Genomic DNA, 13,641 nt, shown 5'->3' with positions numbered 1-13,641 from the left:
CGCAGAACGATTCAGGGGCGTTGCAGTTCACACCACTGCCGATTCGGTGTTCAACACCGAGTAAAGGATTGTGTTGATTCACATGACCGACACGTGCCTCTCCGTTTGGAAAGTGTTGTATGTTCTGCAGTTGTTACCAGCAGCGGTGGAAGCCGCGCCCAACCGTGAGGACGCGACGGAAACCATGACCACTTCGACCATCGAAGCCGTCCGACTCGGCGACATCGCGCTCGAGGCCAGCCCCATCGAGCCCACCTGGATTCTCGAAGGAAGCCCGCAGGCGCGCGTCGCACAATGGTCCGAGAGCATCGACGGCACCACCACCACCAACGTGTGGGACTGCACGGCCGGGCGCTTTCGCTGGTACTTCTCCGTGGATGAAATCGTGCACATCATGGACGGGTCGGTGACCGTCTCGAGCGAAGAACACGCGCCTCGCACGCTCGTCGCAGGCGACGCCGCACTGTTCCGAGCGGGCACGTGGTCGGAGTGGCACGTGGAGAGCTACGTGCGCAAGCACGCCATCCTGCGCCAGCATCTGCCCGCGCCTGTGAGCTTCGCGCTCAAAGTGGCCGGCGTCGCGCGCGCCCGGATGGGCAAGTTCAAGACCGCGGTCGGTGGAAAGCGCCCGCAGCGCGTCGGATCGCTCTGACTCGCTGCGTTCGCAAAATCAGATCGCCGAGTTCACCATCGAGTTGGCCGCCATCTCCATGTAGTCGGTCAACTGGGCACGGTGTGCGGAATCCATGACCTGTGGGTCGATCGACGCAATCGCGATGTGCATGCAGCGAAGCCATGCGTCACGTTCCATCGGGCCGATGCGAAACGGGTTGTGCCGCATCCGTAGTCGCGGATGACCGCGTTCGTCGGAGTACGTCCGCGGACCGCCCCAGTACTGCTCGAGAAACATCCGCATCCGCCGCTCGGCCGGGGCGAGATCCTCCTCGGGGTACAGCGGTCGCACGATCTCGTCCTTGGCAACTTCCTCGTAGAACTTCGCCGTGAGTGACCGGAACGTCTCGGCACCGCCTACCGCGTCATAGAACGTCTGCTGCGGGTCGGTCATCACACTCTCTCTTGTTCTCTGGTCGTTGCTGCGGGCTCTTCATCGGCGTCGCTACCGATCATTGTCTCTCAGCTGCCGCGCTCGGCCACGACCCCACCCGGGCGTCCCAACGCATACGGCGCCTTGATGTCGGCGTCGTCGAAAGCTTGCAGTATGTCCTGATGGAGTCGGCGCTGCACTGCCCACTGACGTCCGGGACGCGTCTTGATCGTGATGCGGATGGTGACCGTATCGGCGCTGACCGCGTTGACTCCGAGCATCTCGGGCGGTTCGAGGATGTCGCCGACGAAGTCGCCCGACTCCACCACGGCCAGGGTCGTACGTTCGGCCACTGCGCGGGCCTCGTCGATATTGGCGGTGTGCGAGACGGGTAGATCGAGGACAGCCACCGCGAAGCCCTGACTCATGTTGCCCACACGCAGTACCTCTCCGTTGCGGCAGTACCACACCGTGCCGTTGACGTCTCTGATCGTCGTGACGCGCAAGCCCACGCTCTCGACCGTGCCTGTCGCCTCACCGAGGTCGACGACGTCGCCTACGCCGTACTGGTCCTCGAGCAGCATGAAGATGCCGGACAGAAAATCTCGGACCAAATTCTGGGCACCGAATCCGAGCGCGACACCGACGATTCCCGCCGATGCGATGAAGGGAGCGACATTGACGCCCACCACATCGAGGACCGACAGGACGAACCAGGTGAGAATGACGACCGAGACGGCCGACTTCAGAACCGATCCGATCGTGTTGGCCCGCTGTTTGCGTCGCTCGTTGAGGATGGCTCCCTTGACCGTGCTCGACGATCTGTCGCGTAGTGGACGGAGCAGCATCGGAGACCTGCCGGTGTCGTTGCGAGTGAAGCGGTCGATCATTCGATGCAGGACGAGACGCAACACGATGGCGAGGGCGAGATAGCCGAGGGCTTGCAGAGGACGGTCTACCAACCAGTCGCGTCCGGTCTCCGTCAGCTCGAAAGCTCGGGTGTCGAGATCTCGCAAGAGGGACGGTTCGGAAAGGGACGATGCGGACGGAAAGGTTGATACAGACACCCGAAAAGTCTACGGAGACGCAGAAATCTCGCCAGTCACGCAGCGCATGGAGTCGTCGTACGTCGATCGTGAACGTCGAGATGCGAAATGTTCACCGATCGGCAACAGAAAATGCCGGGAAAAAGCCTGTGCGGGGACGGTGCATTCGTGTTCCACTGTGACTCGTGTTCCACGCAAGCCATGCGCGGGCGCCGACCGTTTCTGGAGTAACGCATGAAGAACTCTCAACACCGCCATCGACAACTCCCGCCCACTGAGGGCCGCACCGCGCACGACCAGCGTGAGACGGCCTCGGGGGCTTCTCCGCTGCGTGTGGTGCCGACGGCCCACAGTGCCACGGGCGACGACGCCGTACCGGCGTGGGTCAAGCGCCGTGTACTGCTCCTCAACGCAACATTCGAACCACTGACCGCGCTTCCGATGCGCCGGGCGGTGGTTCTTCTCGTTTGCGGGAAAGCCGACGTGGTGCACGACGATCCGGAAGGTCCGTTCATCAGGTCCGCGGACTACTCGGTCCAGGTGCCGTCGGTGATCAGACTCCGGACGTTCGTCCGTGTTCCGTATCGAGCGCGAGTACCGATGACCCGCGCTGCCCTCATGCACCGTGACCGGTTCCGCTGCGCGTACTGCGGGAGCAAGGCCGAGACGGTCGACCACGTGGTCCCGCGCAGCCGTGGCGGTGGCCACTCGTGGGAGAACTGCGTCGCCTGCTGCGCCTCGTGCAACCATCGCAAGGCGGACAAACTGCTCAGCGAGATCGGCTGGACGCTGCGCGCCCAGCTGGTGCCACCGAAGGGCCCGCACTGGCGGCTGTTGGCGACGACCAAGGAATTGGACCCGAGTTGGCTGGCGTATCTCGGCGAAGGTGCTGCCTGACGAAATCGCCGGCGCACATTTCGGTCACAACACCGGCCCCGACGTGGTCCGACGCGCAATTGTCGACTACCGTCACACCCTGTGAGCATTTTGGAGACCACGCTGATATTCGGGGTGATTCCGGTTGCGGTGATCGGACTCATCGGCGCGTTGTCCTACTTGACCGACAAGCAGCCCGGTATGGATGTTCCTCCCTACCGACTGACGGACGAGTGGACGCGCGAGCCATTGCTGTGGAGCGCGACGGACGAGGTGACTCCCTTCGGAGGCCACAGTTCGCACGACGCCGATGCAGCCGACTCGATCGGAGGTGCTGCAAGTGGCAAGTGGTGAACTCGTCCGCAGCAACATCGGAGAAGAAGACCTGCCCTACGGTGCTGCGCTGACCGCGAGCGGCCGAGTCTCGGTCGCTCACGAATTCGGGACGGTCAGTCCCGAACACCTCCCGTTCGCCACACAGGACCTGGTGGCGCTCGACGGCGCACTGACCGAAGCAACTCGGCAGACCAAGATCCGGTTCAACATCTACATCGGTGATCTCGGAGTCGATCCGGCCGCGGGAGCCGATTCGGTGTTCCCCAGCACCCCCGATGCCGTTCGCTCGGTCCTGATCGCGGTCGACCCCAATCGACACGCCCTCGAGATCCGCAGTGGCAAGCGAGTGTCCAACCGAGCCACCGACCGGGTTTCACAGCTGGGTGTCACCGCCGCGCTCGGCCCGTTCCGCGACGGCAATCTCATCGACGGCCTCGTCGCCTCGGTGCGGGTGATGGCTGCATCCATCCTCAGTCCGTAGCTCCACCGGATCGCACAGAGCCACGAGGGCCGGTTGCTCACCCGCAAGGTGAGCAACCGGCCCTTGTCGTAGGTGCCGCGAAAGATCAGCTCGCGTCGAACTCCCGGGCAGCGAGAGCCCGGACGATTCCGGCTCGGCCCTCGATCACCAGACGGCGCAGTGCGGGCGGGAGGTCTCCCTCGAGGAACCTGTCCGCGGCGGCCAAGGACTGCTCACTGATCGACCAGGACGGGTACAGGCCCACCACGACGGTCTGCGCGACCTCGCTGGAACGGCGCGCCCAGACACCTTCGATGGCGTCGAAGTAGCGGGCGACGTAGGGCTCGAGCAGCTCGCCCTGGCCGGGGCCCGCGAAGCCGCCGATGATCGAACGCGCCGTGATGTTCGGCACCGCGTCGTCGTCGACCACCGTGGTCCAAGCCTGTTCCTTGACCTCCGAGCTCGGGCGAGCGGCGCGTGCCGCCGCTGCCGATCGCGCTCCGGCTGCAGTGTTGTCCCTGCCCGCCTCGGCGTCGATGACCGGTGAATCCAGTCCGTCGGCGTCGATGGCTCCGGCTGCGGCCAGTGCCGTGACGATGCGCCACCGTAGGTCGGTATCGACGCCGAGTCCGGTCAGCGACTGCCCGTCGACGTCACCGTCGAGCAGGGCACGCAACACCTCGACATGGCGGTCACCGAGTTCGGTACCGGTGAGGGCGTTGACGAACGCCAACTGGTGATCCGAGCCTGCCTCCGCGCCACGGGCCAGGTCGAGCAGCGTGTCTGCGAACTCGGGGGTGCCGTGGGCGGACGCCCATTCGGGATCGGCGTAACTGCTGACGGCCGTCTGAGCCTGCAGCAGAAGTCGCTGCACCACACCCACTTCGGTCTCCCCGCCGATCCCGCGCTGAACGAGCGCCACGAAATCTCGCGCCTTCATCTCGGCGGATCGGGTCATCTCCCAGGCGGCCGACCATGCCAGGGTGCGGGGGAGTGGCTCGGCGATGTCGCCGATGCGGCTCAGCAGAGTGTCGAGCGAATCCGGGTCGAGTCGCACCGCGCAATACGTCAGGTCGTCGTCGTTGACCAGCACGAGCTGTCCTCGTGAGACACCGACCAGCGCATCGACATTCGTCGATTCGGCAGCATCGAGATCGAGTTCGACGCGGTCCGTGCGCACCAGCTTGCCGTCGACGTCGTCGTAGATGCCGACTGCAATTCGGTGGACCCGGTGCTCGCCTGCACCCGGTGCCGCGCCGGTCTGCCGGACCGCGAATCGGGTGAACTTACCGTCGGCGTCGACTTCGAAATCCGGGCTCAGCGTGTTCAGGCCGGTGGTGCGCAGCCACTGAGCGCCCCAGTCGGATAGATCGCGACCCGACGACTTCTCCAGAGCAGCAAGCAGATCCGAGAAGGTGGCGTTGGCGAAGGCATGATCGACGAAGTATGCCCGCAACCCGGCAAGGAAGTCCTCCTTGCCGACGTACGCCACCAACTGCTTGAGCACGCTCGCGCCCTTGGCGTAGGTGATGCCGTCGAAATTGACCTCCACCGCAGCGAGATCGGGGATGTCGGCGGCGATGGGGTGCGTCGACGGCAATTGGTCCTGGCGGTACGCCCAGGCCTTCTCCACGTTGGCGAACGTGGTCCACGCGTTGGTGTACTCGGTGGCCTCGGACTGGCACAGAACCGAGGCGAACGTGGCGAACGACTCGTTGAGCCACAGGTCGTCCCACCACGTCATCGTCACGAGATCGCCGAACCACATGTGCGCCATCTCGTGCAGCACGGTCTCGGCGCGGCGCTCGTAGGAGTAGCGCGTCACCTTGGACCGGAACACGTAGTCCTCGAGGAACGTGACGGCACCGGCATTCTCCATGGCACCGGCGTTGAACTCGGGCACGAAGAGCTGGTCGTACTTGCCGAACGCGTACGGAGTGCCGAAGTTCTCGTGGTAGAAACCGAAGCCCTGCTTGGTCTCGGTGAACAGGCGCTCGGCGTCCATGTGCTCGGCAAGTGATGCGCGGCAATAGATTCCGAGAGGAATGGTGCCGTGGTCGTCGGTGTACGAGTCGGTCCACTCCGCGTACGGTCCGGCGATCAACGCGACGAGGTAGGTGCTCATCAACGGCGTCGTGTCGAACACGTGCTCGCCCGCGGCGGGCTCGGCGGCGTGCGCAGCGTTGGAGATGATGGTCCAGCTCTCCGGAGCGGTGACCTTCACATCGAACGTGGCCTTCAGGTCGGGCTGATCGAAGCAGGCGAACATGCGCTTGGCATCGGCAGTCTCGAACTGCGAGTACAGGTAGACGGAATCGTCCGACGGGTCGACGAAACGGTGCAAGCCCTCGCCGGTGTGGGAGTAGCTGCAGTCCGCATCGACGACGAGTTCGTTGTGCTCGGACAGATTCTCGAGCGCGAGGCCCGTCGACTCGTCGTAGCTCGAGGTATCGAGATCGGTGCCGTTGAGCGTTGCGGAGCGGATCGAGCTCGCGATGATGTCCACGAACGTCGACGCCCCGGCGGTGGCCGCGAACGTGATGGTGGTGAGCGAGCGGAACGTCTTCTCGCCGGGATTGCCCTCGCCGTCGGTGAGATCGAGAACGATCGCGTACTTCGTTTCCCCGATGATCGCCGAACGCTCGGAGGCTTGGTCACGCGTCAGGTTGGGAGCAACCACTTCAGTCGACACCTCTTCGTGTAGTTATGGGTAGTGCCTTCCATCCCATCACGTCACGCGTATCCCGCGCTGAACGACGGGCAGTGTGGAATGTCTGCGCGGTGGGCCGTTGTTACGCAATGAAGAAACGTCGACCTCGACTTCCAAGGAGTAGGACAGTGGCCGGTTCAGGACAGAAAGACACCGCGGATTTTTGGTTCGACCCACTGTGCCCGTGGTGCTGGATCACCTCGCGGTGGATTCTCGAGGTGGAGAAGGTGCGAGACATCGACGTGAACTTCCACGTCATGAGCCTCGCCGTACTCAACGAAGGGCGTGATCTGCCCGAGGAGTACGCCGCGATGATGAAGAAGGCCTGGGGGCCGGTGCGTGTGGCGATCGCGGCAGCGAAACTGAAGGGCGACGAGATTCTCGCCCCGCTGTACGCGGCCATGGGAACGCGAATTCACAACGAGGGCAACAAAGACTTCGGCGTCGTCATCGCGGAGTCGTTGGCAGAACTCGATCTGCCCGCCGACCTCGCCTCGGCAGCCGAGAGCACCGACTACGACGAGGACCTACGAACCAGTCATCACGCAGGCATGGACAAGGTCGGACCCGACGTGGGCACCCCGACCATCCACGTCAACGGCGTGGCGTTCTTCGGCCCGGTGCTCTCCCGAATCCCACGCGGCGAGGAGGCAGGCAAGCTGTGGGACGCATCGGTGATCTTCGCGTCGTACCCGCACTTCTTCGAGCTCAAGCGCAGCCGCAACGAGGATCCGCAGTTCGACTGACAGCGCTGCCCCTCGTGCGTGGAAATTCGTGGCAGGAGTCGAACTTTCACGCACGAGGGGCGCTACGCCACGATCCGATCCGAGCCGTCCGCGGTACCGAACACCCGGTGCTCACCGACGTGGAAACGTCTCGCCGACCACGCCCCAGCGGCCGCGTCGAGGAAGTCGTCGACGGCGGGTCCATGCGGTAGATCGGCCAGGTCGATGTGTTCGCTCCACCGCTGCAGGGCTGCCAGTCGCTGTCCGACGCCGCGACCGGTCTTCTTCGACGAGAAGACCGTCGCCGGTGACATCGTCCGGAACGAGCACTCGGGATGCACCTCGACGTACCTTTCCGTATCGAAGTCCGCATCCCGCCAGGCCTGCACGGCAGGCAGGATGTGCCAGGTCTGCTTGCTGATCGCCTTGCCGGTGACGTCTCGTGAGATCGCGCACGCCTGTTCGTACGATCCGGCAACGAGCACGTCGACGACGGGGGTGTGAAAAATCGAGCTGCGCGCTGCGCCGAGAAACGCCTTCGCCTCGAGTTCGCTGATGCGATAGCCGCGGACGGGTAACGACAACGGCATGTCGACGCCCACCCGTGCGCAGTCCCGCGTCACCTCGAGCACCTCCGCCACCGACGCACAGGCCGTCCACGTCAGCGTCGCACCGCCGAACACGGCGACCACCCACGCGCCCTTCGCACCGTCGACGCCCGCGAATTTCTCCGCTCCCGAGTTCACCTGTCAGACTCTAGGCATGCGCGTATACCTGGGTGCCGACCACGCCGGCCTCGAGTTCAAGAATCAGATCATCGAACACCTGACGGCGACCGGGCACGAGCCTGTCGACTGCGGGGCCTTCGACTACGACCCCGTCGACGATTACCCGGCATTCTGCATCGATGCGGCACGCCGCGTCGTCGCCGATCCGGGTAGCCGCGGCCTGGTGCTCGGCGGTTCCGGAAACGGCGAGCAGATCGCCGCCAACAAGGTGCCGGGCGCTCGCTGCGCGCTGGCGTGGAGCGTCGAGACCGCCAAGCTCGCACGTGAGCACAACGACGCGCAGCTCATCGGCATCGGTGGCCGCATGCACACCCTCCCGGAAGCGCTCGCTATCGTCGACGCCTTCCTGGGCACTCCGTTCTCGGGCGAGGAGCGCCACCAGCGCCGCATCGACATCCTGTCCGAGTACGAGCGCAGCGGCGAGGCACCCGTTGTGCCGGGAAAGCCCGAGTAGGTGCCCGAAGGGCACACACTGCACCGACTCGCTCGGTTGCATCAACGGAGGTTCGGCGGGGCACCGGTCGAGGCGAGCAGCCCGCAGGGGCGGTTCACCTCCGGTGCCGCGCTGATCGACGGCCTCGTCCTGGAGAAGGCCGAGGCCTGGGGCAAGCATCTGCTGCACCGGTACGAGACCGACCTGATAGTGCACATCCACCTCGGTCTCTACGGAAAGTTCACCGAACAGTCTGTGCCGCTGAACGACCCGGTGGGTGCCGTGCGGTTGAGGCTGGTGGGGGAGAAGTACGGAACCGACCTGCGTGGCCCCACGGCGTGCGAGATCTACACCGAGGAGCAGGTGGACGCCCTGGTGGCGCGTCTCGGTCCGGACCCGCTACGCAAGGACGCCGACCCGGACGGGGCCTGGGCGCGAATCTCCAAGTCGCGCACGGCAATAGGCACCCTCCTGATGGATCAGAAGGTGCTCGCCGGTGTCGGAAACGTCTACCGAGCCGAGATTCTGTTTCGCCACGAGATCAACCCGATGCGACCGGGCAAAGACCTCGACCGATCCGAATGGGACGCACTCTGGTTCGACCTCGTCGAACTGATGAAAATCGGTGTTCGACGCGGCCGCATCATCACCATCCGGCCCGAGGACGACCACGGCGACACCTACGGTGCCCGGCGACCGCGTTCGTACGTCTACCGCAGGCAGGGCTATCCCTGCCGGGTGTGCGGGGCCGAAGTCCTGCATTCGGTGATGCAGGCGCGAAACCTGTTCTGGTGCCCGGTCTGTCAGGCGACCTAGAAGTCGAGTCCACCCATGTCCATGTCACCCATGCCGCCGTCGTCGATGCCGCCGTCGAAGGCACCGTATTCGATGTCGCCGCCACTGGAATCATCGCCGCTGTAGTCGTCTTCGGAGCCGACGTCGCCTGAGCCTTCTGCTCCCGTGTCGCCGCCCGCTGCGGTCTCTTCCGGAACTCCGGCCATGCCGGAGAACATCGCGGAGAACAGGAACATCGACCCCATTCCCCACGCCCCTGCGAGGAGGGCTGGACGCCACCACGGCTCGGAGTACCAACCCGCAGGTACCGGCCGGCCACCCGGCCACCGGGGTAGTAGTTCGGAGTGCGGTCGGACGGATCCGGTGACGCCTTGATCTCACGTCCCTCGAAGTCGACCTTGCGTTCCTCGGTGACGCGTCCCGCCTGGTGCTGGCCGTCGATGCCCGCGATCTCCGGCCCCGGGTCCATGCCCATGGCTACGCGAGCAGCGCGGATGTAATAGAGCCCTTCGAGCGCTGTCTGTTTGGCCAGCCGCGCCTGTTCCGGCGTGGTGGCCTGGTCGATCTGCGAGCCGGCGGCGATGTTGCGCTCGGATGCGTCGGCCAGGGCCTGCTTGGAGGCGGTGTCGGTACCGATCAGGTTGTAGACCTGACCGCCGAGGCGTTCGATCGACTGGCGAGCGTCTGCCTTGGCGTCCGCGAGGGCTGTGGCGGCCGCGGCGGCGGAGTTCTTCCTACTGCGCAACACCAGCAGAGCCACTGCCGCGACAACGATGACGATCAGAACGATTTCCATTCCGCAGCCTTCCATCGACCGTGCATCCTGCACGTCACTGGGCGAACAGGGCATGTTCCAGGGTACGCGGACACGAAAAAGCCCCGCACGTGAAGTGCGGGGCTTTTCGGTGGAGCCGATGACGAGAATCGAACTCGCGTAGCCTGTTTGGAAGACAGGGGCTCTACCATTGAGCTACATCGGCATGCAAACAACAGTCGTGGGATCGCCAGTTCCGTCGCCTGCGTTTCAAGACTGTACCCAACGCCGCCGCCGGATTCCAAACCGGCCTTTCGTGCCTGCTTTTCGTGAGCGATCGACACCCCACCGACAACCTCGTGGGTGGGGTATCGACAACCTCATAGGTGGGGCGCCCATGGGGGGCTACTATCGGTTGCTGTTCAATGGTGTCCGTACGACGGGGTGTGGCGCAGCTTGGTAGCGCATCCGCTTTGGGAGCGGAGGGTCGCAGGTTCAATTCCTGTCACCCCGACAAATGAGAGCCGCAGGCATGGCTCACCGTGCTCGTGGTCAGCGAGAGATGACAGCAAGCCAGAACCACCAGCAAGCAAGAACGACCTCTAAGGAGCATGTCCCGTGAAGAGCACCGTCGAGCAGCTGAGCCCGACGCGAGTCCGTATCAACGTTGAGGTGCCCTTCGAGGAGCTCAAGCCTGATTTCGACCGCGCGTACAAGGCTTTGGCTCAGCAGATCCGCCTCCCCGGATTCCGTCCCGGCAAGGCTCCGGCCAAGCTGCTCGAGGCGCGAGTCGGCCGGGGTGCCGTACTCGAGCAGGTCGTCAACGACGCTCTTCCGTCCCGCTACTCCGAGGCCGTGACCAACGAGAAGGTCAAGGTCATCGGCCAGCCCGAGATCGAGATCACCAAGATCGAAGACGGCACGGAACTCACGTTCACCGCCGAGGTCGACGTCCGTCCCGAGATCGACCTGCCCGACTACTCGACCATCAGTGTCGTCGTCGATCCGCTGGAGATCTCCGAAGAAGCAGTCGACGAGCAGCTGCAGTCGCTACGTCAGCGTTTCGGCACCCTGACCGGTGTCGATCGTCCGGTTCAGTCGGGCGACTTCGTCTCCATCGACCTCTCGGCCACCGTCGACGGCGAGAACGTGGAAGAAGCCACCGCGAGCGGGCTGTCCCACGAGGTCGGTTCCGGCCAGCTCATCGAGGGCCTGGACGACGCGATCATCGGCGTATCGGCGGACGAGTCGAAGGAGTTCACCTCGACGCTGGTCGCCGGCGAGCACGCAGGCAAGGAAGCCGTCGTCACCGTCAAGGTCGTCTCCGTCAAGGAGCGCGAGCTGCCCGAGGCCGACGACGAGTTCGCTCAGCTGGCCAGCGAGTTCGACACGTTCGACGAGCTGCTCGCCGACCTGAAGACGCGCGTCGAGCGAGTCGCGAAGGTCGAGCAGGCCGGTCAGATTCGCGACAAGGTGCTCGAGACGCTGCTCGAGACAATCGAGATCCCGGCCCCCGAGGCCGTCGTCAAGGCCGAGGTCGATTCCCAGGTGCACGAGGCCATCCACGGTCTCGATCACAACGAGGAAGCCCTCGCCGAGCTGCTCGAATCGCAGGGTTCGAGCCGCGAGGAGTTCGACAAGGACGTCAAGGAAGGTGCCGAGAAGTCGGTACGCACCCAGCTCCTTCTCGATGCGATCGCCGAGGCCGAGAACACTCAGGTCGGCCAGGAAGAGCTCACCGAACGGATCATCTTCCAGGCGCAGCGCTACGGCATGCCGCCCGAGCAGTTCATCCAGCAGGTGCAGCAGGCCAACCAGCTCGGTGCAGTGTTCGCCGATGTCAAGCGCGGTAAGGCGCTGGCCTCTGTGGTCGAGCGCGTCACCGTGACCGACACCACCGGTGCGAGTGTCGACACCGCAGAGCTGTTCGGCAGCCCTGCCGATGCTCCCGACGAGGTCGAAGCAGCGGATTCTTCCGAGGGCGAACAAGAGAAGTAACGCTCACAGCGAACGACGGCGGTTCCGGGACTCCGGGGCCGCCGTCTTTCGTTAGTGTCTGTGTCAGGAACCAACGATTTGTTATGGAAAAGGCAGGTACCGTGACTGTTCAGAATCCGGCGGCTTCGCACCAGCAGAGTCCCGTCATGACTTCGGCCGCAGCAGGGCTGAATCTCAGCGACTCCGTGTACGAGCGTCTGCTTCAAAACCGCATCATCTTCCTCGGTACCCAGGTCGACGACGACATCGCCAACAAGTTGTGCGCTCAGATCCTGCTGCTCTCGGCCGAGGATGCCACTCGCGACATCGCGCTGTACATCAACTCGCCCGGTGGCTCGGTCACCGCGGGTATGGCCATTTTCGACACGATGGAATTCGCCGAGTGCGACATCGCGACCTACGGAATGGGTCTGGCTGCCTCCATGGGTCAGTTCCTGCTCTCGGCCGGTGCCAAGGGCAAGCGCTACGCCCTGCCGCACGCGCGCATCATGATGCACCAGCCTTCGGCCGGAATCGGCGGCAGCGCCTCCGATATCGCCATCATGGCCGAGCAGTTCGCGCACACCAAGCGCGAGATGGCAGAGCTGATCGCCCTGCACACGGGTCAGACCGTCGAGCAGATCACCGAAGACTCCGATCGCGACCGCTGGTTCACGGCGCAGGCCGCCAAGGAATACGGGTTCGTGGATCACGTGGTCAGCCGTGCGCGACAGGCCGGCGGAATCGGCGAGTAGTTCGGCCGCTACCGGCGACCCTCGATCACTTACATCTTGGAGAAACGATGACAAACCTGTTCGACCCCAATCAGCTGCCGTCCTCCCGCTACATCCTGCCGTCCTTCGTCGAGCACTCCAGCTACGGCGTGAAGGAATCGAACCCGTACAACAAGCTGTTCGAGGAGCGCATCATCTTCCTCGGCGTCCAGGTGGACGACGCGTCCGCCAACGACGTCATGGCTCAGTTGCTGGTGCTCGAGGGACTCGATCCCGACCGGGACATCACGATGTACATCAACTCGCCCGGTGGCTCGTTCACGTCACTGATGGCGATCTACGACACGATGCAGTACGTCCGCGCCGATGTCGCGACCGTCTGCCTCGGTCAGGCCGCTTCGGCCGCAGCCGTTCTGCTCGCCGCCGGTACTCCCGGTAAGCGTGCAGCACTGCCCAACGCCCGCGTGCTGATTCATCAGCCCTCGAGCGGTGGTATTCAGGGCCAGGTGTCCGACCTCGAAATCCAGGCCGCCGAGATCGAGCGCATGCGTCGACTCATGGAGACCACCCTCGGCCGCCACACCGGCAAGGATCCCGACGTCATCCGCAAGGACACCGATCGCGACAAGATTCTCACCGCGGAGCAGGCCAAGGACTACGGAATCATCGACACCGTGTTCGAGTACCGCAAGCTCTCTGCTCAGAAGTAGCAGAGCGGGTACTGCAGGTCGAACCGCAACGGACGGGTAGAGATCGAACGCCGGGTGCGAGTGTGGAACTCCGCCCGGCGGTCGTGATTCGCCAGCCGAATGGTGCCTTCGATGAATTCGGGTGGCGAATCACCGGAAACAACCCGCCCATGTTCGGCGAACACGGGTACCGTCGCATCCAAGAACTCGGTCGACCGAAGTCGGATGTCGACAGACCGAGAATCAGCCCACGAAGGTTTCGGTCGTACCCGG

At 64.3% G+C, this 13,641-nt stretch carries 14 protein-coding genes, 2 tRNA genes and 1 pseudogene; 11 read left to right on the top strand and 6 right to left on the bottom strand.

Translation table 11 applies throughout. From position 1 onward, the window contains the following. Positions 1-184 precede the first annotated feature (184 nt). The gene (locus ACNEOT_RS21265; RefSeq protein ID WP_415976596.1) at positions 185-652 is read left to right on the top strand and encodes a cupin domain-containing protein; all 468 of its coding nucleotides are present in this window, start codon (positions 185-187) and stop codon (positions 650-652) included. A gap of 18 nt (positions 653-670) precedes the next feature. On the opposite strand, the gene ACNEOT_RS21260 is transcribed toward ACNEOT_RS21265, so the two are convergent. After that, a complete protein-coding gene (locus tag ACNEOT_RS21260; RefSeq protein WP_415976595.1) occupies positions 671-1,066 on the bottom strand; it encodes a globin in 396 nt (131 codons plus the stop codon). 68 nt (positions 1,067-1,134) lie between these two features. Continuing rightward, the gene (locus ACNEOT_RS21255; protein WP_415976727.1) at positions 1,135-2,061 is read right to left on the bottom strand and encodes a mechanosensitive ion channel family protein; all 927 of its coding nucleotides are present in this window, start codon (positions 2,059-2,061) and stop codon (positions 1,135-1,137) included. A gap of 264 nt (positions 2,062-2,325) precedes the next feature. Between ACNEOT_RS21255 and ACNEOT_RS21250 the strand changes: the two genes are divergently transcribed. The 3 genes from ACNEOT_RS21250 to ACNEOT_RS21240 all read left to right on the top strand — a co-directional run bounded on the left by ACNEOT_RS21250 (position 2,326) and on the right by ACNEOT_RS21240 (position 3,784). Then, entirely contained in the window at positions 2,326-2,988 is a 663-nt protein-coding gene (locus ACNEOT_RS21250; RefSeq protein WP_415976594.1) for an HNH endonuclease, read from the top strand. 81 nt (positions 2,989-3,069) lie between these two features. After that, on the top strand, positions 3,070-3,321 hold the full coding sequence (locus ACNEOT_RS21245; RefSeq protein WP_415976593.1) for a hypothetical protein: 252 nt from the start codon (positions 3,070-3,072) through the stop codon (positions 3,319-3,321). Beyond that, positions 3,308-3,784 (top strand): DUF5130 family protein, encoded by a 477-nt coding sequence (locus tag ACNEOT_RS21240; protein WP_415976592.1) that lies wholly within the window; start codon positions 3,308-3,310, stop codon positions 3,782-3,784. The genes ACNEOT_RS21245 and ACNEOT_RS21240 overlap by 14 nt, the downstream gene beginning before the upstream one ends. Before the next feature lie 85 nt (positions 3,785-3,869). On the opposite strand, the gene pepN is transcribed toward ACNEOT_RS21240, so the two are convergent. Then, positions 3,870-6,443 carry an aminopeptidase N gene (pepN, locus tag ACNEOT_RS21235; RefSeq protein ID WP_415976591.1) on the bottom strand — a complete coding sequence of 858 codons (2,574 nt, stop codon included), beginning with the start codon at positions 6,441-6,443 and terminating at the stop codon, positions 3,870-3,872. 119 nt (positions 6,444-6,562) lie between these two features. On the opposite strand from pepN, the gene ACNEOT_RS21230 reads away from it, so the two are divergent. Beyond that, a complete protein-coding gene (locus tag ACNEOT_RS21230) occupies positions 6,563-7,219 on the top strand; it encodes a DsbA family protein (protein ID WP_415976590.1) in 657 nt (218 codons plus the stop codon). A 62-nt stretch (positions 7,220-7,281) separates the two neighbouring features. On the opposite strand, the gene ACNEOT_RS21225 is transcribed toward ACNEOT_RS21230, so the two are convergent. Then, complete coding sequence (locus ACNEOT_RS21225) at positions 7,282-7,944, bottom strand: DUF429 domain-containing protein (RefSeq protein WP_415976589.1); 663 nt, start codon at positions 7,942-7,944, stop codon at positions 7,282-7,284. A 16-nt stretch (positions 7,945-7,960) separates the two neighbouring features. Here ACNEOT_RS21225 and ACNEOT_RS21220 point away from each other — a divergent pair, with 16 nt between their 5' ends. Together ACNEOT_RS21220 and ACNEOT_RS21215 are read left to right on the top strand one after the other, a co-directional pair. After that, positions 7,961-8,440 carry a ribose-5-phosphate isomerase gene (locus ACNEOT_RS21220; protein ID WP_037193169.1) on the top strand — a complete coding sequence of 160 codons (480 nt, stop codon included), beginning with the start codon at positions 7,961-7,963 and terminating at the stop codon, positions 8,438-8,440. Next, positions 8,441-9,235 carry an Fpg/Nei family DNA glycosylase gene (locus tag ACNEOT_RS21215; RefSeq protein ID WP_415976588.1) on the top strand — a complete coding sequence of 265 codons (795 nt, stop codon included), beginning with the start codon at positions 8,441-8,443 and terminating at the stop codon, positions 9,233-9,235. On the opposite strand, the pseudogene ACNEOT_RS21210 reads toward ACNEOT_RS21215, so the two are convergent. Both ACNEOT_RS21210 and ACNEOT_RS21205 read right to left on the bottom strand, forming a co-directional pair. After that, positions 9,232-10,010, bottom strand: a pseudogene (locus ACNEOT_RS21210) (DUF1542 domain-containing protein). The gene ACNEOT_RS21215 and the pseudogene ACNEOT_RS21210 overlap by 4 nt on opposite strands. Positions 10,011-10,120: 110 nt before the next feature. Then, positions 10,121-10,194 (bottom strand) — tRNA-Gly (locus ACNEOT_RS21205). A 214-nt stretch (positions 10,195-10,408) separates the two neighbouring features. Here ACNEOT_RS21205 and ACNEOT_RS21200 point away from each other — a divergent pair. The 4 genes from ACNEOT_RS21200 (at position 10,409) to ACNEOT_RS21185 (ending at position 13,389) form a co-directional block, all read left to right on the top strand. After that, positions 10,409-10,482 (top strand) — tRNA-Pro (locus ACNEOT_RS21200). Positions 10,483-10,586: 104 nt separating this feature from the next. Continuing rightward, a complete protein-coding gene (tig, locus tag ACNEOT_RS21195; protein WP_415976587.1) occupies positions 10,587-11,966 on the top strand; it encodes a trigger factor in 1,380 nt (459 codons plus the stop codon). Between the two features lie 83 nt (positions 11,967-12,049). Beyond that, entirely contained in the window at positions 12,050-12,700 is a 651-nt protein-coding gene (locus tag ACNEOT_RS21190; protein ID WP_415976586.1) for an ATP-dependent Clp protease proteolytic subunit, read from the top strand. 47 nt (positions 12,701-12,747) lie between these two features. Further along, positions 12,748-13,389, top strand: coding sequence for an ATP-dependent Clp protease proteolytic subunit (locus ACNEOT_RS21185; protein ID WP_008715342.1), 642 nt, complete (start codon positions 12,748-12,750; stop codon positions 13,387-13,389). Positions 13,390-13,641: the final 252 nt, after the last annotated feature.

Source organism: Rhodococcus sp. 077-4 (assembly GCF_047782425.1).
Classification (GTDB): Bacteria; Actinomycetota; Actinomycetes; order Mycobacteriales; family Mycobacteriaceae; genus Rhodococcoides.
Note: the sequence above shows the minus strand (reverse complement) of the source record. Positions and strands in the feature narration are given on the sequence as shown.

Coding starts and splice junctions, on each gene's coding strand:
- ACNEOT_RS21265 (WP_415976596.1), top strand. CDS start 185: ATGACCACTTCGACCATCGAAGCCGTCCGACTCGGCGACATCGCGCTC.
- ACNEOT_RS21260 (WP_415976595.1), bottom strand. CDS start 1,066: ATGACCGACCCGCAGCAGACGTTCTATGACGCGGTAGGCGGTGCCGAG.
- ACNEOT_RS21250 (WP_415976594.1), top strand. CDS start 2,326: ATGAAGAACTCTCAACACCGCCATCGACAACTCCCGCCCACTGAGGGC.
- ACNEOT_RS21230 (WP_415976590.1), top strand. CDS start 6,563: ATGAAGAAACGTCGACCTCGACTTCCAAGGAGTAGGACAGTGGCCGGT.
- ACNEOT_RS21220 (WP_037193169.1), top strand. CDS start 7,961: ATGCGCGTATACCTGGGTGCCGACCACGCCGGCCTCGAGTTCAAGAAT.
- ACNEOT_RS21190 (WP_415976586.1), top strand. CDS start 12,050: ATGGAAAAGGCAGGTACCGTGACTGTTCAGAATCCGGCGGCTTCGCAC.
- ACNEOT_RS21185 (WP_008715342.1), top strand. CDS start 12,748: ATGACAAACCTGTTCGACCCCAATCAGCTGCCGTCCTCCCGCTACATC.